The 25,087-nt window shown below is 30.5% G+C and carries 22 protein-coding genes; 10 read left to right on the top strand and 12 right to left on the bottom strand.

Going from position 1 to position 25,087, the window contains the following annotated elements; translation table 11 throughout:
- The first annotated feature begins 33 nt into the window (after positions 1-33).
- Entirely contained in the window at positions 34-1,008 is a 975-nt protein-coding gene (gene ftsY / locus BWR22_RS10700; RefSeq protein ID WP_076733666.1) for a signal recognition particle-docking protein FtsY, read from the top strand.
- An 82-nt stretch (positions 1,009-1,090) separates the two neighbouring features.
- On the opposite strand, the gene BWR22_RS10695 is transcribed toward ftsY, so the two are convergent.
- Together BWR22_RS10695 and BWR22_RS10690 are read right to left on the bottom strand one after the other, a co-directional pair.
- Positions 1,091-2,077, bottom strand: coding sequence for a fibronectin type III domain-containing protein (locus BWR22_RS10695; RefSeq protein WP_076733665.1), 987 nt, complete (start codon positions 2,075-2,077; stop codon positions 1,091-1,093).
- Between the two features lie 100 nt (positions 2,078-2,177).
- Positions 2,178-3,248, bottom strand: coding sequence for a serine hydrolase domain-containing protein (locus tag BWR22_RS10690; RefSeq protein WP_076733664.1), 1,071 nt, complete (start codon positions 3,246-3,248; stop codon positions 2,178-2,180).
- A gap of 72 nt (positions 3,249-3,320) precedes the next feature.
- On the opposite strand from BWR22_RS10690, the gene rimO reads away from it, so the two are divergent.
- The gene (rimO, locus tag BWR22_RS10685) at positions 3,321-4,628 is read left to right on the top strand and encodes a 30S ribosomal protein S12 methylthiotransferase RimO (protein ID WP_076733663.1); all 1,308 of its coding nucleotides are present in this window, start codon (positions 3,321-3,323) and stop codon (positions 4,626-4,628) included.
- Between the two features lie 12 nt (positions 4,629-4,640).
- Here rimO and BWR22_RS10680 read toward each other — a convergent pair whose 3' ends face one another.
- Positions 4,641-5,063, bottom strand: coding sequence for a hypothetical protein (locus BWR22_RS10680; protein ID WP_076733662.1), 423 nt, complete (start codon positions 5,061-5,063; stop codon positions 4,641-4,643).
- Between the two features lie 205 nt (positions 5,064-5,268).
- Here BWR22_RS10680 and BWR22_RS10675 point away from each other — a divergent pair, with 205 nt between their 5' ends.
- Together BWR22_RS10675 and ctlX are read left to right on the top strand one after the other, a co-directional pair.
- Positions 5,269-5,823, top strand: a complete 555-nt coding sequence (locus BWR22_RS10675) for a thioredoxin family protein (protein WP_076733661.1) — start codon at positions 5,269-5,271, stop codon at positions 5,821-5,823.
- Positions 5,824-5,876: 53 nt separating this feature from the next.
- Positions 5,877-6,809, top strand: a complete 933-nt coding sequence (gene ctlX, locus BWR22_RS10670) for a citrulline utilization hydrolase CtlX (RefSeq protein WP_076733660.1) — start codon at positions 5,877-5,879, stop codon at positions 6,807-6,809.
- A 1-nt stretch (position 6,810) separates the two neighbouring features.
- Here ctlX and BWR22_RS10665 read toward each other — a convergent pair whose 3' ends face one another.
- Positions 6,811-8,883, bottom strand: coding sequence for a tetratricopeptide repeat-containing sensor histidine kinase (locus BWR22_RS10665; RefSeq protein WP_076734417.1), 2,073 nt, complete (start codon positions 8,881-8,883; stop codon positions 6,811-6,813).
- Between the two features lie 355 nt (positions 8,884-9,238).
- Here BWR22_RS10665 and argS point away from each other — a divergent pair, with 355 nt between their 5' ends.
- Both argS and BWR22_RS10655 read left to right on the top strand, forming a co-directional pair.
- A complete protein-coding gene (argS, locus tag BWR22_RS10660) occupies positions 9,239-11,032 on the top strand; it encodes an arginine--tRNA ligase (protein ID WP_076733659.1) in 1,794 nt (597 codons plus the stop codon).
- A gap of 100 nt (positions 11,033-11,132) precedes the next feature.
- The gene (locus tag BWR22_RS10655; protein WP_076733658.1) at positions 11,133-11,759 is read left to right on the top strand and encodes a LysE family transporter; all 627 of its coding nucleotides are present in this window, start codon (positions 11,133-11,135) and stop codon (positions 11,757-11,759) included.
- A 1-nt stretch (position 11,760) separates the two neighbouring features.
- Here BWR22_RS10655 and meaB read toward each other — a convergent pair whose 3' ends face one another.
- Both meaB and BWR22_RS10645 read right to left on the bottom strand, forming a co-directional pair.
- Positions 11,761-12,837: a methylmalonyl Co-A mutase-associated GTPase MeaB gene (gene meaB, locus BWR22_RS10650; RefSeq protein WP_076733657.1), complete on the bottom strand. Its 1,077-nt coding sequence runs from the start codon at positions 12,835-12,837 to the stop codon at positions 11,761-11,763.
- A 120-nt stretch (positions 12,838-12,957) separates the two neighbouring features.
- Positions 12,958-13,503: a DUF2911 domain-containing protein gene (locus BWR22_RS10645; RefSeq protein ID WP_076733656.1), complete on the bottom strand. Its 546-nt coding sequence runs from the start codon at positions 13,501-13,503 to the stop codon at positions 12,958-12,960.
- A gap of 194 nt (positions 13,504-13,697) precedes the next feature.
- Between BWR22_RS10645 and BWR22_RS10640 the strand changes: the two genes are divergently transcribed.
- Genes BWR22_RS10640 through BWR22_RS10625 form a run of 4 tightly spaced genes read left to right on the top strand, consistent with a single transcriptional unit; the run spans position 13,698 to position 17,048 of the window.
- Entirely contained in the window at positions 13,698-14,240 is a 543-nt protein-coding gene (locus tag BWR22_RS10640) for an RNA polymerase sigma factor (protein ID WP_076734416.1), read from the top strand.
- Positions 14,233-14,793, top strand: a complete 561-nt coding sequence (locus BWR22_RS10635; RefSeq protein ID WP_076733655.1) for a hypothetical protein — start codon at positions 14,233-14,235, stop codon at positions 14,791-14,793. The genes BWR22_RS10640 and BWR22_RS10635 overlap by 8 nt, the downstream gene beginning before the upstream one ends.
- A 39-nt stretch (positions 14,794-14,832) precedes the next feature.
- The gene (locus BWR22_RS10630; RefSeq protein WP_076733654.1) at positions 14,833-16,311 is read left to right on the top strand and encodes a DUF4097 family beta strand repeat-containing protein; all 1,479 of its coding nucleotides are present in this window, start codon (positions 14,833-14,835) and stop codon (positions 16,309-16,311) included.
- A 47-nt stretch (positions 16,312-16,358) separates the two neighbouring features.
- Positions 16,359-17,048, top strand: coding sequence for a peptidoglycan DD-metalloendopeptidase family protein (locus BWR22_RS10625; protein ID WP_076733653.1), 690 nt, complete (start codon positions 16,359-16,361; stop codon positions 17,046-17,048).
- 122 nt (positions 17,049-17,170) lie between these two features.
- Here the strand turns inward: BWR22_RS10625 and BWR22_RS10620 are convergent, their stop codons facing one another.
- The 6 genes from BWR22_RS10620 to BWR22_RS10595 form a co-directional block, all read right to left on the bottom strand.
- Positions 17,171-17,578: a hypothetical protein gene (locus BWR22_RS10620; RefSeq protein ID WP_076733652.1), complete on the bottom strand. Its 408-nt coding sequence runs from the start codon at positions 17,576-17,578 to the stop codon at positions 17,171-17,173.
- Positions 17,579-17,748: 170 nt separating this feature from the next.
- The gene (gene secA, locus BWR22_RS10615; RefSeq protein ID WP_076733651.1) at positions 17,749-21,105 is read right to left on the bottom strand and encodes a preprotein translocase subunit SecA; all 3,357 of its coding nucleotides are present in this window, start codon (positions 21,103-21,105) and stop codon (positions 17,749-17,751) included.
- 244 nt (positions 21,106-21,349) lie between these two features.
- Positions 21,350-21,571, bottom strand: a complete 222-nt coding sequence (locus BWR22_RS10610) for a DUF2795 domain-containing protein (protein WP_034057512.1) — start codon at positions 21,569-21,571, stop codon at positions 21,350-21,352.
- A gap of 175 nt (positions 21,572-21,746) precedes the next feature.
- On the bottom strand, positions 21,747-22,319 hold the full coding sequence (locus BWR22_RS10605) for a cob(I)yrinic acid a,c-diamide adenosyltransferase (RefSeq protein WP_076733650.1): 573 nt from the start codon (positions 22,317-22,319) through the stop codon (positions 21,747-21,749).
- Between the two features lie 50 nt (positions 22,320-22,369).
- Positions 22,370-23,143 carry an O-methyltransferase gene (locus BWR22_RS10600; protein WP_076733649.1) on the bottom strand — a complete coding sequence of 258 codons (774 nt, stop codon included), beginning with the start codon at positions 23,141-23,143 and terminating at the stop codon, positions 22,370-22,372.
- A gap of 3 nt (positions 23,144-23,146) precedes the next feature.
- Positions 23,147-25,012, bottom strand: coding sequence for an ABC-F family ATP-binding cassette domain-containing protein (locus tag BWR22_RS10595; RefSeq protein ID WP_076733648.1), 1,866 nt, complete (start codon positions 25,010-25,012; stop codon positions 23,147-23,149).
- Between the last annotated feature and the right edge of the window lie 75 nt (positions 25,013-25,087).

Raw genomic sequence — 25,087 nt, 5'->3', positions numbered from 1 at the left:
CCTTACAACTCAACAATAAATAACAAGATAGTAATGAGTTTTTTTAAAAAAATATTTTCTTCAGAAAAAAAGGAAACTTTAGACAAAGGTTTAGAGAAAACAAGTACAAGCTTTTTAGGAAAGTTAAGTAAAGCAGTAGCAGGAAAATCAAAAGTCGATGATGACGTTTTAGACAATCTTGAAGAAGTTTTAGTATCTAGTGATGTGGGTGTAAATACAACATTAAAAGTAATTACACGTATAGAAGAACGCGTTGCAAAAGATAAATACTTAGGAACCGATGAGCTTAACAGAATTCTTCGTGAAGAAATTGCAGGCTTATTAAGTGAAACCAATACAGGTAACGAAACAGATTACACTATCCCAGAATTAGAACCACAATCTAACGGCACAAAAACACCTTATGTTTTAATGGTAGTTGGTGTAAATGGTGTTGGTAAAACAACAACAATAGGGAAATTAGCTTACCAATTTAAAAAACAAGGCTTAAATGTAGTATTAGGCGCTGCAGATACCTTTAGAGCTGCTGCAATAGATCAATTACAAGTTTGGGCAGATAGAGTAGGTGTGCCAATGATAAGACAAGACATGGGTAGTGATCCTGCAAGTGTAGCCTTCGATGCTTTAGAATCTGGAGTAAAACAAAATGCAGATGTTATTATTATAGATACAGCTGGACGTTTACATAATAAAATTAACTTGATGAATGAGTTAACAAAAGTGAAACGTGTTATGCAAAAAGTAATTGGAGATGCGCCACACGATGTATTGTTAGTTTTAGATGGTTCAACTGGACAAAACGCATTTGAGCAAGCCAAACAATTTACTGCAGCAACAGAAGTAACATCTTTAGCGGTTACAAAACTTGATGGAACTGCAAAAGGAGGTGTTGTTATAGGTATTAGTGACCAGTTTCAAATTCCAGTAAAGTATATTGGTGTAGGAGAAGGTATTGAAGATCTGCAGGTTTTTAATAAATATGAATTTGTAGACAGTTTTTTTAAGTAGAAATCATTAGATAAATTTAGAAATAAAAAAATCCTTTAGAAGTTAATTCTAAAGGATTTTTTTATGTTTGTTTAATAAGTTTTTATTGAGCAGTAACCGTTACTGGTCCAACCCAATCACTAAATCCATCTGCTGTACCACAATTAGAGCGTATGTAAAAATCATAAGCTTGACCAGAAGTTACACCATTATAACTTAATCTAACAGGCTGAAAAGATGTAGCTGTTACAATATTAGTATTAAAAGCCGTTCCAACTGGTACTACAGCAATTTCCCAGCTGTTTTGCGAAGCTTCATGATCCCATGAAAAATCAAAGTATTTGCTCCCATCAGTATTTGTTCCGGTACCTTGAGAAACAAAATTATATGGATCCACACAATTAGGATTGGCTGGTTCATTTAATGTTGTAACGGTAATTGGTCCAACCCATGCACTGTAACCAGAATTTTCACAAATATTTCTAACGTAAAAGTCGTAAGCAGTACCGGCATTTAAATTTTCAATGCGAGTAGAACTTGGATAAATATTATCTGTTACATTTTTTATAGAACCAGAACCTATTGTAAAACCTTGTAAGCCATACTGTATTTGAGAACCATCAAAAGCTCCTTCACTCCATGATAAATCTACATGGTTATGAGTTACAGAATCTGGATAAAATTCTTGAGAAAAACTAGAAGGATCATTACAATAAGGGTTGTCTGCTAATGTTACAAACGAAAAATTAGCCCAATCGCTATAAGTTTGTGTACTGTTGCAAAATACTCTTGTGTAAAAAGTATATTGAGTAGATGGTTGTAAATCTTCAATATTTGTAAACTCATCTGGGACATTTAATTGTGTACCATTACCTTGAGAAAAACCAAACTCACCATACTCAACTTGAAATAAAGCAGCGTTTCCGCTTGCATTCCAGTTTAGTGTAGCAGTTGTATTAGTTAAATTGTTTACACTTAAATTTATTGGAGATGCACAAGCATTAACAATAGGTAATTCATTAGTGCTATCGTCTTTAGAGCATCCAATAATAAATAAAGACAATGTAAATAATAAAATAATTTTTTTCATAATATAATAACTGTTGGTTTGTTAGTGTGCGAATATATCTAAAGTTATTATAATTTTGAAATAGAAAAAGATCTTTATTGATTATATTTTTATGTGATATTTAGTTAATTATTAAATTAATTTTTTCCCACAATTCGTTATCAAAAGTTGAAAGTGCAAAGTTAGAATCGTCAGCAGCTTCACCCATTCTTATAATTACTAAATCTCTACTAGGAATAATGTATATTTTCTGGTCGTTTTTACCAAGAGCAGCATACATATCATTTGGCGCATTTGGAATTAGTTCTCCATTAAATTCGAATTGACTTTGTGGTAAATGAAAAGAGTTTTTACCATTTAGCCACCATAAATATCCGTAGGATTCATTAATATTTTGAGACGTATTAATTGCATCGTTTATAAAACTTTCCGAAACAATTTGTGTATCCTCCCATTTTCCATTGTTAGATATCAACAGTCCAAAGCGAGCCATACTTCTAGTGTTACTAAAATACACGTTTAAATCATCTAACATAATCCAAGCTCCAGACATGCCAATTTTATCTTTTAATTTAGTATTAAAATAATTGGTCCATGTTTGGTTACTTGCTTGTGCAACTACATCTTGAAGTTTTACATAAACATTATGGTATGCCCATCTTTGTCCTGCATCTTCAATATATTGTAAATTTTCTGGAGATACAGACTCTCCTAAACTATCATCAAGACCAGAAGTCATGGTAAGTAAATTTTTGCAAGAAATTAAATCTTCCTTTGCTAATGGAGCACTTGTCCAACCTGTGCCTAAATAATTAGAAACTTTATTGTTTATATTAATTAATCCTTCATCTTGTGCAATTCCGGTTAGAGTTGTTGTTAATGTTTTTCCTGCGCTTGCCCAATACCAATTTGTATTTTCAGCATGGCCATTAAAGTAGTGTTCTATTACAATTTTTCCTCTATGTAATACAATAAAACTTTTTGTGTTTTTTTCATTTAGGAAATCTAATAACGATTGAACATTGTTTTCGTTCCAGTTTAAATTTGAAATTTCTTTAGTATCCCAAGAAGAAGAATTTAAGGGAGGAAAATACAAATCTGCTTCGTTAGCTGTTACTTGTGTAGTATTGTTAGTGCTGTTAGAAGAACAACTAAGGATTGTTATTAAAAAAAGTATATATAAGTTTTTCATAATATTAAATAAGACAAGCTAAAGATAAAAAGGTTTAATTAAGATTGTATCTTTGCAGTCCAAAATTAAGATATGCGTACTAAATCACTTAAAAAAAACAAAATAAACGTAATAACACTAGGTTGTAGTAAAAATGTTTACGACAGTGAGGTGTTAATGGGACAATTAAAAGCCAACGGTAAAGAGGTTGTACATGAAGAAGAAGGTAATGTTGTAGTAATTAACACATGTGGTTTTATTAATAATGCCAAAGAAGAAAGTGTTAATACTATTTTGGAATACATGAAGAAGAAGGAGGAAGGAGATGTAGATAAAGTTTTTGTTACTGGTTGTCTTTCTGAAAGATATAAACCAGATTTACAAAAAGAAATACCAAACGTAGATCAGTATTTTGGAACTACAGAACTACCAGGGCTTTTAAAAGCCTTAGGAGCCGACTATAAACACGAATTAATAGGTGAACGTTTAACAACAACACCAAAAAATTACGCTTATTTAAAAATTGCCGAAGGTTGCGATAGACCATGTAGTTTTTGTGCAATTCCTTTAATGCGTGGGAAACACAAAAGTACACCTATTGAGGATTTGGTAACCGAAGCTGAAAAATTGGCAGCAAATGGTGTTAAAGAGTTAATTTTAATAGCTCAAGATTTAACATATTATGGTTTAGATTTATATAAAAAAAGAAACTTAGCAGAGTTACTTGAAAACTTAGTTAAAGTTGAAGGTATCGAGTGGATTAGATTACATTATGCCTTTCCTTCTGGTTTCCCTATGGACGTTCTTGATGTTATGAATCGAGAACCAAAAATTTGTAATTATTTAGATATCCCTTTACAACATATAAACGACGATATTTTAAAAAGTATGCGTCGTGGAACTACACATAAAAAAACAACTAAATTACTTAAAGAATTTAGAAATGCAGTTCCAGAAATGGCTATTCGTACAACTTTAATTGTTGGATATCCTGGAGAAACACAAGAACAATTTGAGGAATTAAGAGAATGGGTTCGCGAAATGCGTTTTGAACGTTTAGGATGTTTTACTTATTCACACGAAGAAAACACACATGCTTTTAATTTAGAGGATGATGTGCCACAAGAAATAAAACAAGAACGAGCTAACGAAATTATGGAAATTCAGTCTCAAATTTCTTGGGAATTAAATCAAGAAAAAATAGGACAAGAATTTAAAGTGGTTATCGATAGAAAAGAAGGAGAGTATTTTGTTGGACGTACCGAGTTCGACTCTCCAGATGTAGATAATGAAGTTTTAATTAACGCAACAACAACCTATTTAAAAACTGGAGAATATGCAACTGTAAAAGTTATTGAAGCTGCAGATTTCGATTTGTATGCAGAAGTTGTAACTAAATAAAAAAAATAAAAATTATAGCGAAGCTAGAGCACTATAAGCATCTATACTAGAAAAATTACTTTCAGTAGGAAAAACATTATATTCTAATACCTCTACAACTTTTATTAGCTTATCAAATTCTTTTTTCTTGTAAATGTGCTTAAGGTTTTCATCTACTTTAAAATACATTTGAGTTGTATTTGTAACAGGATCTTTGCCAAAGAAAAATAAAATTTCATTTTTCTTTGGTTTAAAATACGTGTAATCTTCGGTAATATTACCTTCTTTTAAATAATAAATTTTAAGATTTATTTTTTTTGCACTAACATCATTTTGAATGTTTAATTCTTTTGGATGTAATTTGTATCTCGTAACTTTTAGTGAGTTACTGTTGTTGTTTTGTGCAAAAATAATAGAGGTAAATAGAAAACATAGGAGTACAAGGGAATACTTCATTTAAGGGATATCGTTAAGGGTTGCTATTAATCTCTGCTAATTAAATAATAAATGTTGAATTAATCTAATTTTTATTTAAATTTTTAATTAAAAAATTGTCAAAAATAATTTTAGTAGTTTATTTTTCAATATTTATTTCTAACTAATTATTTATTGTAAATTATTAACTTTTCAATTAAATTTAAATTCAAAAATTAAAATTTTTATGGCACGAACAGAATCTAATAGTTTCGAAAACGGAACTTTGGCACCAGAATTTTCTTTAGAAGATGTTGTTACAGGCAAAACAATGAATTTGCAACAATTAAAAGGAAAAAATGGAACCGTTATTATGTTTATTTGTAACCACTGTCCTTTTGTTGTTCATGTAAATAAACAACTAGTTGAAATAGCTAATAATTACTTAAAAAAAGGAATTAGTTTTATTGCAATAAGTAGTAATGATGCTAAAGCATATCCTCAAGATAGGCCAGAATTAATGAAACAGGTTGCGGCAAATTTAAAATATCCTTTTCCTTATTTATACGATGAAACACAAGAAGTAGCTAAAGCTTATGATGCCGCTTGTACTCCAGATTTTTATGTGTTTAATGCAGACTTAAAAGCAACTTATCATGGCCAATTAGATAACTCTAGACCAGGAAATGGTATTACTGTAAACGGAGAAGATTTAAGAAAAGCTATAGATGCTATTTTAAATAACGAAGCGCCTTTAGAGAACCAAAAACCTAGCCTTGGTTGTAATATAAAATGGAAGTAAAAAATGATATTACTTATAGAAATTTAAAGTACTTTTGCGTAAAATTTTAAAAAATGCGCCAAACAACAAACACTATATTAATGATTCGTCCAGTCGCTTTTAGAATGAACGAACAAACAGCAGTAAATAATTATTTTCAGGAAGATATACAGTTAAAAAATGCCGAAATTAATGCAAAAGCACAAGAAGAATTTGATGCGTTTGTAGAAAAATTAAGGGCTGTTGGTGTTAATGTAATTGTTGAAGATGACGATATTTTAATGGACACTCCAGATTCTATTTTTCCTAATAATTGGGTGAGTTTTCATGAAAACGGTAACGTAGGTTTGTATCCTATGTTTGCAGAAAATAGAAGGAGAGAACGAAGAGAAGAGGTTTTTGCACGTTTAGAAAAAGAAGGTTTTAAAATTAATGATATAATAGATTATACAACAGCTGAAAATGAAAATGTATTTTTAGAAGGAACTGGAAGTTTATTATTAGATCGTGTAAATGATAAAGCTTATTGCGCGCTTTCTCCAAGAGCAGATGAAGGTTTGTTTATAGAATTTTGTGAGGATTTTGAATATACACCAGTTGTATTTACTGCAAACCAAACAGTAGATGGTAAACGTTTACCTATTTACCATACAAATGTAATGATGTGTTTAGCAGAAACTTTTTCTGTAATTTGTTTAGATAGTATCGATGATAAAAAGGAACGCAAAAACGTTATAAAAAATCTTAAAGCAGACGGAAAAGAAATAATTAATATTACAGAAGAGCAAATGGCTAATTTTGCTGGTAATATGTTACAAGTAAGAGGGAAAGATAATAAGCTCTATTTAGTTATGAGTCAAGCAGCTCATAATTCCCTATCTCAAGCACAAATAAATATTATAGAAAGACATTGTGAAATTTTATCAAGCTCTTTAGAAACTATTGAGACTTGTGGTGGTGGAAGTGCTCGTTGTATGATGGCCGAGGTATTTCTACCAAAGATGTAGTTCAAGTGTTTATTGGGTTTTCGATTCTAGTTTTAGGTAGTTCTATAAAAAATGTACTACCTATATTTACTTCGCTATCTACCCAAATTCTGCCTTGATTTAGTTCTACTAATTCTCTGCAAATAGTTAACCCTAAACCTGTTCCTTTTTCGTTTTCAGTACCAATAGTTGTAAATGTGTTGTTACCAAATAATTTATGTTGGTTTTCAACAGAAATACCAATACCAGAATCTGCAACACTAATTATAGCATTGCCATTTTCTATTTTATTAGATATTGTAATTGTATCATTTTTTACGCAAAATTTTACAGCATTTGCTAATAGATTTTGAATAATAATTTCTACCATACTTCTATCTGCATACACAAAATCGCGCATAGTATTATCTATTAAAATAATACTTTTCTTTTGAGTTTTTTGTTCTATTAATTTAATTTTTTCATGAAACACTTGTTGTATATCAAATAAAGAAGGTTTAGGTTTTAAAGACTGCATTTGCGACTTAGACCAGTTTAATAAATTAAATAATAGAAGTGAAGCATTGTTGGCATTTTCACTTAGCTCTGGTAATAAACTATGAAATTCATCTTGCGATAATTGACCATCTTTAAGCAAGTCTATAAAGCCTTTTGTAGAGGTTAGCGAATCTTTTAAATCGTGAGAAACAATAGAGAAAAGCTTATCTTTAACATTATTTATACTTTCTAAATGTTTACTTTGCTCTAAAATTGCCTCATTTTGTAATTCTATTTTTTGATTTTTAACTTCTAATTCTCGAGTATATTTTGCTCTATTATTTCGTTTTAAAAAGAATAATATAAAGAACACTAATACTACTGCAAAAGCTGCTAAAACAGCGTAGAATATTAGCTTTAAGCGATCGAGCTTTTGCTTACTATCTACATCTTGGGTTTCTATAGGAGCGATAGTTTGTGCTTGTAAAATAGTATCGTTTTCAGCTTCATTATTAGTAGCTTCATCTAAAACTATTTCCTCAAAATTTGTTTTTTCGGCATCAAGACTAGATTTAATTTTAAAATATTCTCTTTGCCAACCAAAAGCACTTTCAAATCTACCTTTTGTAGAATCCAACGTTTTCATAAGTTTATAGTTTTTTAATAACTCTAACTTATTATTTTGTTGTCTTCCTAAATTTCCAGCTTCAAGAAACTGTTGTTCAGCTATTTTATAATTTTTCTTAATTAAATTTAATTCGCCTAAATTATTTAAGGTTTTTAAAATGCCACTTTCATTTTTTAATTTCCTGTTTAGTTTTATACTTTCAACTAAATAATCTCCAGCAGTTTTTAAATCTTCACTTTTTAAATATGCACCTCCTAAATCTGCAAGTATATTTGCTTTTAATTCATTGTCATTAGACTCAATGTAATTAAGAGCATTTTCATAATAGCGTATAGTTCTTTTATAGTCGTTTTTTTCTAGATATAATTTAGCTAAATCTACATTGTTTTCAATAATTCCGTCAACATTATTTATACGTTCTTGTATCTCTAGACTTTGTAAATAATAATCAATTGCTTTTTCTGTAACATGAGTTTTGTTGTAAGCTTTAGCGATGCTTTTGTAAGCAATTGCTAAATCTTCAAATAATGCTCTTTTTTCAAGTTCATTAATACCGTCGTGAGCATATTTTAAACCTTTTTTGTAATTACCACGTTCAATTTCTAAAACACCCAATTGGTTTTTTACTTTAGCTAAAGCCAGTGTGTCTTGTAATGTTTCAAATATTTGTTTTGCTTTATGGAATTCGCTAGATGCATTAATATAATCGTCTTTACTATTATAAATTAACGCTTTGTAATACGTAATATCAGCAAGACCTTTTTGGTAATTTAAATTTTCAGATAGCATTTGCGCGCCTTTAATATATTTTAAAGCGCTATCATAATCTTTACTTTTATAAAGTAAATTTATAATTTTTAAAGACGTTTTTACTTTTGTAGTATCTGGATTTTGAAAAGTTAACTCTATACGTAAGCTTTCTAGTTCTTCTTCTTGAGAAAAACCTGACAAAGAAAATAAAACAAAAAAGAGAACAATCAGTCTACTCATAATACCAGCAAACATAGCACAAAAGAGTACTAAGGGTTTATGCTTTTTGTAAAGGCTGCTTATAAATTATATAAGCAAGTTGTTAATAGCTAGTTTAAATTATTGCATGTTGGTAGTAACATACGTTTCAAAAGTTGCAAAAAGCTGTTAGTTATACTAATTTATTGGTTTTAAAGTCAAAATATTAGTTGAAATGATTGTGCTAAATTCGTATAATGTAATATACCGATAAATAGAGAAAGCTATATAAAATCATTCGGTTTTTTTAAAATAATGTTTCATCTATTTTTGGGTTGCTATATCTAATAATTTATGTCAATTAATACTATATTTGTTGCTTTAAAAATTAAACAAAATGAACCTTCAAGCAACATTAACAAGAGTAGTAAAACAAGCTGTACATTCTATATTTAACGCTAATTTAGAAAGTGTAGAATTTCAAGCAACACGTAAAGAATTTGCAGGCGATATTACAATAGTAGTATTTCCTATGCTACGAGTAGTTAAAGGTAATCCTGTAAAGATTGGAGAATCTATAGGAGAATATCTAGTTGAAAATGTTGAAGAAGTAAAAGCATATAATGTCGTTAAAGGTTTTTTAAATGTTGAGATTGTAGATGCATATTATGTTGATTTTTTTAATACAATAAAAGATAATAACTCTTTTGGCTTTACATCTCCTAAAAAAGATGAAAAAGCAATAATGGTAGAATATTCTTCGCCAAATACTAACAAACCGTTGCATTTAGGTCATATTCGTAATAATTTATTAGGATATAGTGTAGCCGAAATAATTAAAGCATCTGGAAAGAATGTATATAAAACACAGATTATAAACGATCGTGGTATTCATATATGCAAAAGTATGCTAGCTTGGCAACGTTTTGGAGAAGGTGAAACACCAGAATCAACAGGTTTAAAAGGCGATAAATTAGTTGGTAATTACTACGTAAAATTCGATAAGGAATATAAAAAAGAAATAGAGGCTTTAATTGCTGAAGGTAAAACCAATGAAGAAGCAAAAAAACAAGCTCCTATATTAATAGAAGCTCAACAAATGCTTCAAAAATGGGAGTCTGGAGATAAAGATGTTGTTGCTCTTTGGGAAAAAATGAATCAATGGGTTTACGATGGATTTAGTATTACTTATAAAAATCTTGGAGTAGATTTCGATAAATTATATTACGAAAGTGAAACTTATTTATTAGGAAAAGAATTTGTAGATGAAGGTTTAAAAACCGGAGTTTTTTATAAAAAAGAAGATGGATCTGTATGGTGTGACTTAACAGAAGATGGACTTGACGAAAAAATAGTATTACGAAGTGATGGAACAGCGGTATACATGACGCAAGATATTGGTACAGCTATACAACGAATAAAAGATTTTCCAGATGTAGGTGGTATGGTTTATACCGTAGGAAACGAGCAAGATTACCATTTTCAAGTGTTGTTTTTAATCTTAAAGAAATTAGGATTCGATTGGGCTAAAAACCTATATCACTTAAGTTATGGTATGGTAGATTTACCTAGCGGAAAAATGAAGAGTAGAGAAGGAACTGTTGTAGATGCAGACGATCTAATTACGGATATGGCAAGTACAGCACAAGAAATCTCAGAAGATTTAGGTAAACTAGATGGATATAGTGATGAAGAAAAAGCAAACTTGTATAAAACCATTGGTTTAGGTGCTTTAAAATATTATATTTTAAAAGTAGATCCTAAAAAACGTATTCTTTTCGATCCAAAAGAGTCTATAGATTTTCAAGGAAATACAGGACCATTTATACAGTATACTTACGCTAGAATACAATCTATTTTACGTAAGGCAGAGGCAATTAATGGAGTTTCTTCAAGTAAAATTGAAAAAACCTTTGCTTTACAGGATAAAGAAAAGGCAGTGCTTAAACAACTACAACTTTTTCCAGAGGTAATACAAAATGCAGCGCAAAACCACAGTCCTGCTTTAATTGCAAATTATATTTACGAATTAGTAAAGGAATATAACTCGTTTTTTCAAAATTTACCTATAGTAATGGGTAACGATGATAAAGCATCTGTAGTATTTAGAGTCCAATTATCTAAAACGGTAGGAAATACAATTAAAAACGCTTTTAAGTTATTAGGTATTAGTGTTCCGGAAAGAATGTAGATTTATAAATGTTTAGTTTAGTTTTTTTGAGTTAAACTAATAGTATAACAAAGCAACGTATTAATTGTTTAAGTTGTTAATTTGTGGCTAAAAATTAATAATGGTTTTTATTACTTGCTTATTTTTTGGATTTATAATTGCGGCTTCTGGTAGTATTGTACCAAGTTTTTTAAATCTTACAGTTGTTAAATTTAGTTTAAAGAGTGGAGTTAAATCTGCTTTATATCTAATAGGCGGTTATGCAACGGTACTATTTTTTCAAGCTAATATTGGTGCATATTTATCTAATATTTTAATGGAAAATTCCCAGTACATTACTATAATACAAAAAATAGGTACTGGTATTTTAATTTTATTATCAATTAACTTTTTTAGATTACACTATACCATAAAGAAAAAAGTAAAAAAAGAAGAAATTGATAAATCTAAAGCCTATTTGCACGGTATAGGTATGTCGCTTTTAAATACTACAGCAATACCATTCTATTTTACATCTATTTCATTTTTAATAGGATTAGATTATTTTGAGTATTCTTTTATAAACAGCTTATTTTTTTCAATTGGTTCTACGGCAGGTTCCTTTTCTTTATATGCTTTGTATGCTACTGTAGCTAATAAAATAGAACACAAACTTACTTATATAGCAACTAAAATGGACTTTATTTTAGGTTGTTTAACAGGAACCATAGGTATTGGTAACATAGTTTATATGTTGTTTTTTAACTAAACTAAGTTTTTAATCCTAATAAATATTCTGCAGCAACAAAAGGAGTGGTTTTATTGTTTTCAATAAGTTCAAGTTGTTGTTCTAGTTCTATTTTAATCTTAGAGTTAGTAAAAAAGTCGTTTTTAAGTTGCTCTTCAATAGTTTGAATTAACCAAAATTTATTTTGCTGGTTTCGTTTAGAATAAAAATAGTTGTTATCGATAGTTAGTTTTTTATACTCTAAAATCATAGAGTAAATGGCTTCAATGCCTTCATTTTCAATGGCACTACAAGTCATAACTTTTGGTTGCCAATTAGAAGTTTTTACAGGATATAAATGTAGAGCACGGTTAAATTCAACTTTAGCTAGTTTTGCTTGCTTTAAATTTTTACCATCTGCTTTGTTAATAGCAATAGCATCTGCCATTTCAATTATACCACGTTTTATACCTTGTAATTCGTCTCCAGCACCAGCGAGTTTTAATAATAAAAAGAAATCTACCATACTATGTACAGCGGTTTCACTTTGTCCAACACCAACAGTTTCAATTATAATAGTATCAAAGCCTGCGGCCTCACACAAAATTATAGATTCTCTCGTTTTTCTTGCTACACCTCCTAGCGAAGTGCCAGAAGGACTAGGACGAATAAAAGCATTTTTATCTTTTACCAAATCTTCCATTCGTGTTTTATCACCTAGAATGCTTCCTTTAGTTATCGAGCTACTAGGATCTACTGCTAAAACCGCTACTTTTTTACCAATATTAGTTAAGTAACTTCCAAAGGATTCAATAAAAGTGCTTTTACCTACACCAGGAACTCCGGTAATTCCAATTCTAACAGATTTATTTGCATGTGGTAAACACGCTTTTATAATAGCATTAGCTTGCTCTAAGTGTTCACTATTTTTACTTTCAACTAATGTAATTGCTTGACTTAAGGCTGTAATATTTCCATTTAATATGGCTTTAACTAAATCTGATGTAGATTTTTTTTGTCGTCTCTTTTCTTTAATTTTAGAAATAGCAGCAATGCTGGTTGTTTCTGGAGCAGAAATTCCATCATTCTCTTTTAATGCAGATTTTTTAAATTTAGCCACGAATTTATTAATGTTAATGTAAAAATACTAAAAAGCTCTCGACTGGAGTATGTTGATAAAAAGTATTGTATAATAGCTTAACATCTTTGCTAATTTAAAAGTAAGACTGTTTACAAAATACTATTTTAATGGTACAACAACTTTAGCTTTGTCCCAAGCCATTGTTAAAGATAAATTATCTGTAGAGTTATCAAAAGCAATGGTAAACTGTTCTACAGGATTTTCTAAATGTTGAACAGGAGTGGTATAAGTAATAACATCAAATTCAGGAATACGCATAGGTTTCATAGTCTCATCGACTCCCCATTTATATTGTTTAGTATTAAACATTACTTGCCAAGCAGTATCGTTTGGGATTGTCCATAATGTGTATTTACCTTTAGGTAATGAGTCATTACCAATTTTTAAAGCCTTATTAGTTTCAAACGTAGTAGCCTCGTTTGCTCCTGTTCTCCATACTTCGTTAAAAGGAACTAAAGCACCAAAAACCTCACGATTTCTTTTAGATGGCCTATTATAGAATACTTCTAATTTTAAATCGTCAACAGCAAAAACTACTGTTTTTTTTGGACTCTTTCTTTCTTCAAAAATACCAGTTTTAGTAAAATAGAAATACCCAAGTATTCCAAAAATAACGATTAATAAAAAAACGATAAATCGTTTCATAGGGACTTTTTATTTAGATTAATTAAGATGATAAAGATACTGTAAAACTGAAGGCTGGTCAATATCTTAACGCTATTTTAATAATATTTGTTGCTATATTTATAAAAAAAAATAAACTTTTTTGCAACATCCCAAAAATTGTATCGTCTTTATAATGAGTTCGAAATAAACTAACCAAAAACCAATAAGTGAAAATCGTTCAATCAAGTATTATTGATTTATGTAAACAAAACAATCGCAAAGCGCAATTGCAATTGTACAACCAGTATTGCGATGGTATGTACTGCGTGGCTAAACGTTTTGTTAATCATACAGCAGAGGCAGAAGATATTGTACAAGAGTCTTTTATAAAAGCCTTCTCAAAACTGCACCAGTTTAAAGGCGATGTAACTTTTGGAGCTTGGTTAAAACGAATTGTTATTAATAAAAGTATCGATTATCTCAAACTAAAAAAGCAGCGTTTAGTTGAGCTTGAAGACGTTCATTTAAAAGTAATCGATAACTCCAATAATAACAATTGGATGGTAGAAGATGCTACAAGTCTAGACGACATAAAAAAGGCAATTAATATGTTACCAGATAAGTACAAATTTGTTGTTATGTTGTTTTTAATTGAAGGTTATGATCACGAAGAAATTTCCGAAATATTAAATATAACGCAAGTAGCATCACGAACACAATTGTCTAGAGGAAGAGTTAAATTACAAGAATTACTAAAACATAAAAATTATGGCTAAAGATATTAGAGACATGTTTAAAGCAGATAATACACTGCAAAACGATAGTATGCCAAACGGTCATGAAGCAAGATTTTTAAGCAAGCTAGAAACTGCAATGCCAGAAAAGAAAACTAAAAAAATTAACTGGTTGTCTATTGCGGCTAGTGTTATTGTGCTTTTAGGTTTAAGTTTTGGAGCAATTCAGTTTTTTAATTCTCAAAACCCTAAAAATACAACTGTTGTAGAAGTAGACCCAATAGAAACAAAAACAATTGGTGATATATCTCCAGATTTAAAAAAAGTTGAAGATTATTACCTGGCTAATATTAATTTAGAATTATCTAAAGTAAAATTAACACCAGAAAACAAAGATTTATTCGATGGTTACATAAAGCGATTAGACGAGCTTAAAGCAGAATATAACAGGCTAAACGTGGAATTAACAAAACAAGGTCCAGATGAGTTAACTGTAGATGCTCTTATTAGTAACTTAAAGTTAAGGTTAAACCTAATGCATCGTTTAAAAGAACAATTAAAAGACTTGAATTCGGTTAATGAAAATCAAATTTAAATTATATACTAAAACCATTAGTATAAAAAAACTAAAAAAATGAAACTAAAATATATATACTTAACATTACTTTTTTTGTTAGTTACAAGTGCAGCTTTTGCTCAAAACACACTACAAAAAAATAAAAAAACTATAAAGGTTAATAAAAACGCTATAATAAATTTAGAATCCAGTCATACCAACATAGAGGTAGATACTTGGAGTAAAGATTATGTAGAAATTGAAGCCTATATAGAGAGTAAAAAACACAGTAAAGAAGACCTTAAAAAAGTTTTAGACGCTTGGGATCTAGAAATAAACGGTAACCAAGACGAAGTAACAATTCGTTCTAAAGGCTCGCAAGGTTTATGGTCTAAAGAAATTAGTTTAAATATTTTAGATGAAGAATCTATAGAGGCTCTATCTAACTTAAAAATCGATTTAAATTTAGAGCCATTATTAGATGGTTTAAACAATTTAGAATCTTTAAAAAACTTACCAGAAGCCTTAAGTGTGTTGCGTATACCTAAATCTCCAGATGGAAATTATAATCTTGATTTCGATTTCGATAAATACCAGGATGAAGGAGAAGCATATTTAGATTCTTGGAGTAAAAAATACAGAAAAGAATATGGTGAAGAATACGAACAAGAAATGCGTGAATGGGCAAAAAGTATTAAACAATCAGATTTAGATCAATTTGAAAAGGAGATGGAAGATTGGGGAGAAAACTTCGGAAAAGAGTTTGAAAAGACTTTTGAGGATGGTTTTGGTAAAGATTTCGAAAAGAAAATGGAAGCTTGGGGAGAAAACTTTGGTAAACAATTTGAAGAAAAATTTGCTCCAGCAATGGAAAAATGGGGAGAAGAATTTGGAAAAGCTTTCGAAGAAAAAATGGAAGAAGCCTTTGGCGATTCAAAATCTAAAAATCTATTTGATGATGTCTCTAAAAAAACATTAGATGTTATTAAAACCATAAAAATTAAAATGCCCAAAAAAGCAAAATTAAACCTCAATGTTAAACATGGAGAGCTTAAAATGGCATCTGTAATTAGCGATCCAAAAATTACTGTCTCTCATGGTAAATTTTTAGCAAATAATATTAATGGAAGCAATGCTTCCATTAATATTTCTTATGCTAATGCGTCTATAGAATCTTGGAATGAAGGTGCTTTAAAACTAAACTACGTGTCTAAAGCAAAAATAAATAATGCTAAAGATTTAATGTTAAACGCAGTATCATCTAATATTGATATAGAAAGCTTAAGTGGAAATTCTCTTATAGACGGTAGTTTTGGAGATTTATATATTCAGAGTATTTTAGAAGATTTTAATAATCTAAACATTGTTTTAGAAAATAGTGATGCACTATTAAATTTACCAAAGACCATAGATTACAACTTGTACTTTAAAGGGAATCATTCAAAATTCAATAAAAGGCAAACAAATAATAAAACAGTAAAGCATGCTCCAAACAATAGTAATACAAATAAAACTATTGTAATAAATGCAAAGTATAGTAACGTTATTGCCGAATAAATTATATTTTTGAATTCAACTTAGAGTACCGTTTACACGGAAATAAAATGAATTCAGAAAATATTAAAACCTTCTTTAAAAAGATAGCTTCGCAAGACATTTTTGTTATCGATGCTACCATTTCTAAACATAATTATACTCCAATAGATTTATCTGAAACGAATACAGAACTTCAAAGTTTCAATAATTCATCTTCCACAGCTTGGGAAATTTATATTACCAACTACTTAAGACTTAAAAATAAAAAAGTTGCCTTTGGTGGCTACTTAGAGAAGCGTAATCTATATAACCGCAGCGATTACTTTAATAATCAAAATCCAGAAACCGAACGTAATATCCATATAGGTTTAGATTTATGGGTAGAGGCAGAAACACCTGTTTTATCTGCTTTTAATGGAGAAATACATAGCTATAAAGATAATACCAATTTTGGAGATTATGGTCCAACCATCATTCTGAAACATGAATTAAACGGTTCTATATTTTATACACTTTATGGGCATTTATCTCGCGAATCTTTAATAGGTTTAAAAGTAGGAGCAAAGGTTAGACAAGGTGATGTTATAGCAAAATTAGGAGACGCTAATGTTAATGGAGATTATGCGCCACATTTGCATTTTCAAATAATAATAGATTTACAAGGTAATACAGGTGATTATCCAGGTGTTTGCTCGCTAAATAATTTGGAATTTTATAAACAAAACACTGTTAATCCTGAAATAGTTTTAGGATTGTAATTTTGGAAATTTGTTAGTTGTTTTTTGTTAAATGAATATTCAAATCATTTTAATGGTTTAAATCAGACCATAAACAAATTTAGCTTTTTTCTTAAAATTCAAGTTGTAACTCTTACAACTAATTAATTAAACACGTTACGCTGTGCAGCAGTTTTACCAAAATAAAAGCCAGCAAAAACAGCTACAATTTCAGCTAATATAAACCATGTTTCTTTAGGTAATCCAAACGTAACTAAAGCAGTTGCTATAATCATTATTCCTGCAACTATATATGCAGGAACCATACTTGTTTTAGAAATTAAGCCTGCTACAAACATGCCAACCACAATACCCATAAAATGTCCTAAAGCAACAAATATCTTTGCGCCAACAGGTATGCTAGCCATGTTATTTTTTATCCATTCCATATCGCTTGGGTTTGCACCTTCGGGTAGTGGGAAAAGGTTGTGACCAAGAACGCTTTCAAAAAGATGAACAGTTACTCCGGCAACTATAAAACCTACAATTGTTGCTAATATGTTTCTAAGCATGATGTTTTTTGTTTGTATAATAAAATTACAAAATATTATTTAATTTGTATTGGTAATAAGGTTGAATTACTACTGTATAAAAAATCCCGAAGTAATTAACTTCGGGACTTTTTTATTTAAATCCATATGGATTTTATATCTAGTATGTAATCGTAAAAGAAATACAGTTTTTATTCGTTAACTAAAACCCATTCGCCTTTAGCAATTAAAGGTTCGGCTTGTTTATATTTAACTGTTTTGTTTTCACCACTCATAACATGCTTAATAGTAACACGATCATTACGTCCAATTTTTGGTTGGTCGCGCACAATAGTTTCTACTACTTGTTGCTGTTGTTGTGTGTTTCCTGCTTGTCTATTTTGAGCAGAGCGCTCATCTAGATTAGGAATTTCTGCTTTTTGTGTTTGTAAATTTTCTTTCTTTTTTACTTCTCTAGCTTCACTAATAGCGTTTGTATTTTCGCTTGGTAATTCGCCTTTAAATAAGAAAGAAATAACATCTTTATTAACCTGATCAATCATGACCTTAAAAAGTTCGAAAGCCTCAAACTTATAAATTAATAATGGATCTTTTTGTTCATGTACAGCTAATTGTACAGATTGCTTTAACTCATCCATTTTACGTAAATGTGTTTTCCAAGCATCGTCAATAATAGCAAGTGTAATATTTTTTTCGAAATCTGTAACTAATTCTTTTCCTTGAGACTCGTATGCGCGTTCTAAGTCTGTTACAACTTGTAACGTTTTTGTACCATCTGTAAACGGTACAACAATACGTTTGTATTTATCGCCTTGCGTTTCGTAAACATCTTTAATTACTGGAAAAGCAACTTCTGCATTACGAGCCATTTTTGTTTTGTAATGCTCAAAAGCAGCATTGTAAATACGTTTTGCTAATTCTGTTGCAGAGAATTTATTAAACTCGTCTTCTGTAACAGGAGATGCCATTGAGAAATAACGAATTAATTCGAATTCGAAATTTTTAAAATCGTTAGCACCTTTATTAGTTTCTGCAATACCTTCAGACGTGTCAAAAATCATGTTTGCTAAATCTACACGTAAACGTTCTCCATTTAAGGCATTAAAACGACGTTTGTAAACAACCTCACGTTGCGAGTTCATAACATCATCATATTCTAATAAACGCTTACGAACACCAAAGTTATTTTCTTCAACTTTTTTCTGTGCACGTTCAATAGATTTAGAAATCATAGAATGTTGAATTACTTCACCTTCTTGTAATCCCATTTTATCCATCATTTTAGCAATACGTTCGCTACCAAAAAGACGCATTAAATTATCTTCAAGAGAGACATAAAATTGAGAACTTCCTGGATCTCCTTGACGACCAGCACGACCTCTTAGCTGTCTATCTACACGACGAGAATCGTGACGTTCTGTACCTACAATAGCTAAACCACCTGCAGCTTTTACTTCGTCGCTTAATTTAATATCTGTACCACGACCTGCCATGTTTGTTGCAATAGTTACCTGTCCAGCATTTCCTGCTTGTGCTACAATATCTGCTTCTTTTTTGTGCTGCTTTGCATTTAATACGTTGTGATTAATTTTACGAATACTAAGCATTTTACCAAGCAACTCTGAAATTTCAACATTGGTTGTACCAATTAAAACTGGTCTTCCTGCTTGAGATAGGCTTGTTACTTCGTCAATAACTGCGTTGTATTTTTCACGTTTAGTTTTATATACTAAATCTTCTTTATCTTTTCTGGCAATTGGTCTGTTAGTAGGAATTTCTACAACATCTAATTTGTAGATTTCCCAAAGTTCTCCAGCTTCTGTTACCGCAGTACCTGTCATACCAGACAGTTTACGATACATTCTAAAGTAATTTTGAAGTGTTACTGTTGCAAATGTTTGTGTAGCATCTTCAATTTTTACATTTTCTTTTGCTTCAATCGCTTGGTGTAAACCATCGCTATAACGACGACCATCCATAATACGACCTGTTTGTTCATCTACAATCATTACTTTATTATCCATAACAACGTATTGGTTGTCTTTTTCAAATAAAGCATATGCTTTTAATAATTGATTTAAAGTATGAATACGTTCAGATTTTATTCCAAACTCTCTAAAAAGATCTTCTTTCTCGTTAGCTTCCTCTTCTGTAGATAATCCTTTTGCTTCAATTTTAGCAATCTCAATTCCAATTTCTGGCATGATAAAGAAATCTGGATTGTCTTTACCAGATATGTATTCTACTCCTTTATCGGTTAATTCAATTTGATTGTTTTTTTCTTCAATAACATAATACAAAGCTTCATCAACTTTTGGCATCTCACGATTGTTATCTGCCATGTATTGATTTTCTGTTTTTTGAAGAATTTGTTTAACACCTTCTTCACTTAAAAACTTAATTAAGGCTTTGTTTTTTGGTATACCTCTGTATACGCGTAGTAATTGAAAACCACCTTCTTTAGTATCACCTTCTGCAATTAACTTTTTAGCTTCAACTAAGGTTTGTGTTAATTGTTTACGTTGTACTGAAACAATATCTTCTACTTTTGGTTTTAAAGCATCAAACTCATGTTGGTCTCCTTTAGGAATTGGACCAGAAATAATTAAAGGTGTTCTAGCATCATCTACTAATACAGAATCTACCTCATCTACAATAGCAAAGTGGTGTGGGCGTTGTACTAAATCGTCTGGCGAGTTAGCCATGTTATCACGTAGGTAATCGAAACCAAATTCGTTATTTGTACCATATGTAATATCTGCATTATAAGCTTTTCTACGACCATCACTATTTGGTCGATGATAATCGATACAGTCTATTGTCATGCCATGGAATTGAAAAATTGGTGCCATCCATGCCATATCTCGTTTTGCTAAGTAGTCGTTTACGGTTACTAAATGCACACCTTTTTGTGCTAAAGCATTTAAGTATACTGGTAAAGTTGCTACTAATGTTTTTCCTTCTCCTGTTTGCATTTCTGCAATTTTTCCTTGGTGCATAGCAATACCACCTATAAGTTGCACGTCGTAATGGATCATGTCCCAAGTAATGGCTTTGCCTACGGCATCCCAAGAGTTTGACCATGTTGCTTTATCACCATCTAAAGTTACATAATCTCCCATTCCAGAAACTTCTCTATCAAAAGCATTAGCAGTAACTGTAATCTCGCTATTGTTTGTAAAACGTTTTGCGGTTTCTTTTACAACAGCAAAAGCTTCTGGTAAAATATCGTTTAATGTTTTTTCTACTGCTAGGTAAGATTCGTCTTCAATTTTATCAATTTCTTGGTAAATGTCTTCACGTCTATCTATATCTTCAGTAGCTTCAGCTTCTGTTCTAAGCGCTTCTTTACGTTCGTTAAAAGGTTTACGTGTTTCGGCAATAATAGCTTTAAATTCTACTGTTTTAGCCCTTAAATCGTCGTGAGATAAAGCTTCTAAAGTACTTTCAAAGGATTTAATTTTATCTACTAAAGGTAATATAGCTTTTACATCTTGTTTGGATTTATCTCCAACAAATAGCTTTAGTACGGAATCTAAAAAACTCATAGTTTTATATTTTATATTTTGGTTGTTTTATTTTTAAGAAAAAACAAAACATTGTTTTTGTTATTATTTGTGAAATTCTTTTTTGAAATTAAGAATAACACAGTTGTTATTTTTCCCTTTTTTTAAAAAGGGCTTAAATATACGTTTTTAGCTATGGTTAGCTAAATTTTAAAGCACAAAAAAAGCCTCTAATAGAGACTTTTTTCTTTAATTTTTATTGAATATGATTTAATCTAATCATATTTTAATACTCGTCCTCATTCCAGAGGTAGTCTTCGTCTGTTGGGTAGTCCGGCCAGATTTCTTCGATAGAATCGTAAGAATCTCCTTCATCTTCAATTGCTTGTAAATTTTCAGTAACTTCTAAAGGCGCTCCGGTTCTAATAGCGTAATCGATAAGTTCGTCTTTAGTTGCTGGCCAAGGCGCATCACTTAAATGAGATGCTAATTCTAATGTCCAATACATTTCTTAATGGTTTTATTTTTTGCAAAAATAAATTTTTAGTTTAAATAGTCAAGAAAAAAGTGAATTATTTTTCAGTAATAAAAAAGAACGTCATTTTTCACTGAAACTATTTGAGCCTAAATATTTTGCAGTGTTATTTAATATTAGCTTTTAAAGTTTGTTTTCCTGTGTAACTTTAATGTTTCTCTGGAATCCATTTTACCTCATCTGCTTGCAAGTCTTGAGTCAACTTTCGTGCCAATACAAAAAGATAGTCAGAAAGACGGTTTAAATAGGTGAGTGCTTCTGGTAAAAATGGTTCTATATCATTTAAGGCAGACGCTAGTCTTTCCGCTCGACGGCAAACACAACGTGCTACGTGACAGAATGACACTGTTTGGTGACCTCCAGGTAATACAAAATGCGTCATTTGTGGTAGTTCCTCATTCATATTATCCATTTCACGCTCTAATAGCTCGATATCTTCAGTAGTAATTTTATTTATATTTAAACGTTCTTTTCCGTTTTTTAAAACCATTTTATCAGGATCTGTTGCTAGTATAGCGCCAACCGTAAAAAGTTTATTTTGTATTGTTATAAGAATGTTTTTGTAAAGCTGATTTATTTCTTGATCACGTATTAGGCCTATGTAAGAGTTTAATTCGTCTACGGTACCATAACTGTCTATTCTTATGTGATGTTTTGGTACACGCGTACCACCAAATAATGCTGTGGTGCCTTTATCTCCTGTTTTTGTATATACTTTCATGTTTTTTAATTTATGGAAAGTTTCATTCTTTTCAAAGTTAAAATTTAAATTTACAAACGTATTGTAAAGTGTTCTTTGGCTTGTTCTTTTCTAAAAAATACAATGCCCCAAAAAAAAGTGTCTATTGTAACGGTTACTTGGGGATGTTGTTTTATAATTTCCCAAGCTTCGGTCATTTGTTTTGACCAATAAATATCGTCAAAAATAAAAACGGAATCGTTTGTTGCTGTTGGTAATAAGGTTTCAAAATAATTTAAAGTGGCTTCTTTTTGGTGATTGCCATCAAAATAAATTAAATTGTATTTGTTTTCTGTTAGTGGTTCAATTACTTTTTTAAAATCTCCAGTAAGTACTTTTATGTTTTTTAAATTGAAGTTTTTAAAACTTTGTTTTGTAAATGCTGAAATGTTTGGGCAGCCTTCAATTGTGGTAATTTGTGCATTGGGATTACCTAGGTGCATGGCATGTGTTGCAATACCCATAGATGTACCTAACTCTAAAATATTTTGAAATTGAAAGTAGTTTACTAAACGGTAAAACAATTTGGCACGATGGTTTGTTGTGCCTACATTTTTTGCAATTTTAGATATAATACGTGTATTGCTTTTTGTGGTTTGCGATCCTGCACCTAAATCTGTAACTTCAATAGTTTGCTGGTTTTGTAATAGTGTTTTTTTATAGTTTTTTAACTTACTATAGGCATTATGTTTTTTTTTACTGTAAAAGCATTTTGTTACTAAGCTATAAACAAAAGGAGATTGTACGCCGTGTTGGTTTGTAGAGCGTAGCCAAAATTTTATGTAGGCAATAATAAGTTTTCGCATGGTTTACTCTTCCATTTTTTCTGCTAGTTCTAGCCAGCGCATTTCTTTTTCTTCAATGCTATCTAATATTACTTGGAGTTTGTTTGATAGCTCGTTAATTTCATCTGTAGATAAGTCTGGATTTAAGAATTTTTTTTCTAATTCTATTTTATCAAACTCTAAAGATTTTATTTTGCTCTCTAAGTTTTTATATTCTTTTTGTTCGTTATAAGATAGTTTTACATTACTGTCTTTTTTCCAGTTTTTCTTTTCTTTTTTCTCTTCGTCTGTGGTTTCAGAAACAACAGGTTTGCTGTCTTCATATGCTCTAAAATCGCTATAATTACCAGGAAAATCTTCTACAATACCTTCGCCACGAAAAACAAAAAGATGATCTACAATTTTGTCCATAAAATAACGATCGTGAGATACTACAAGTAAACAACCAGGAAAGTCTAATAAGAAACTTTCTAATACGTTAAGGGTAACAATATCTAAATCGTTAGTTGGTTCATCCAGAATTAAAAAGTTAGGATTTTGTATTAAAACAGTACAGAGGTATAAGCGTTTACGTTCGCCACCACTTAATTTCTCCACAAAATCATACTGTTTTTTTCTATCGAATAGAAAGCGTTCTAATAATTGTTGAGCACTAATTTGGCGCCCTTTTTTTAATGGTATATAATCACCAAATTCTCTTACAACATCTATAACTTTTTGTTGCGGTTTTGGTGTAATACCACCTTGCGTATAGTAGCCAAATTTTACAGTTTCACCAATAATAATTTTTCCAGAATCTGGCTCTGCCGTTTGAGTAAGTATGTTTAAAAATGTAGATTTACCTGTGCCGTTTTTACCAATAATACCAACTCGTTCACCTTTTTGAAACATATAATTAAAGCTGTCTAAAATAACTTTGTCTTTGTAAGATTTGGATATTTTTTTTAGCTCTACAATTTTACTTCCCAAGCGCTCCATATTTAATTCTAATTGAATTTCATGGTCTTTTCTGCGTTGGCTAGCTTTATGTTTTATTTCGGTAAAGTCGTCTATTCTAGATTTAGACTTTGTAGTACGTGCTTTTGGCTGGCGACGCATCCAGGTTAATTCTTTTTTAAAAAGTTGTTTGGCTTTGCCTACTTCTACATTATGTTGTTCTATTCTAGCTTCTTTTTTTTCTAAATAATAAGAATAGTTTCCTTTATAAGAATATAACTCACCATGATCAAGTTCTATTATTTCGTTACAAACACGTTCTAAAAAATAACGGTCGTGTGTAACCATAAAAAGCGTGATGTTTTCTTTTGCAAAAAACTCTTCTAGCCATTCTATCATTTCTAAATCTAAATGGTTGGTAGGCTCATCTAGAATTAAAAGGTCTGGTTTGCTTAAAAGCGCGTTGGCAAGCGAAAGACGTTTTTTTTGTCCGCCAGACATACTACTTACTTTTTGTTGTAGATTTTCTAGTTTTAGTTTAAAGAGAATTTGTTTGTATTGCGTTTCAAAATCCCATGCGTTTTTAATATCCATTTGCTCGAAAGCAGCTTGATATGTTTCTGTATCTTCAGGGTTTAAAAGTGCTTTTTCGTAATTTTTAATTACATCTAAAATAGGATTATCGCTATTAAAAATGGTGTCTTGAACAGTTAGATTAGAATCTAAATATGGTTCTTGAGGTAGAAAAGAGACTTTAATATCTTTTCTAAAAATAACATTACCAGTATCTGGTTCGTCGGTTTTTTCAAGAATATTTAGAATAGATGTTTTACCTGTACCATTTTTAGCAACAAATGCTACTTTTTGGTCTTTATGGATACTAAAAGAAATGTCTTTAAAAAGCGTTAACTCTCCATAAGACTTCGATATATTTTCAACGGTTAAATAGTTCAATGGTCAATTTTTTTACAAAGAACGGATAAAAAACCAAAAAATCCGACAAAAGTTTTGTTATTCACGACGAAAAGC

This window comes from Lacinutrix venerupis (assembly GCF_001971745.1).
GTDB classification, from domain to species: Bacteria; Bacteroidota; Bacteroidia; order Flavobacteriales; family Flavobacteriaceae; genus Lacinutrix; species Lacinutrix venerupis.
Note: the sequence above shows the minus strand (reverse complement) of the source record. Positions and strands in the feature narration are given on the sequence as shown.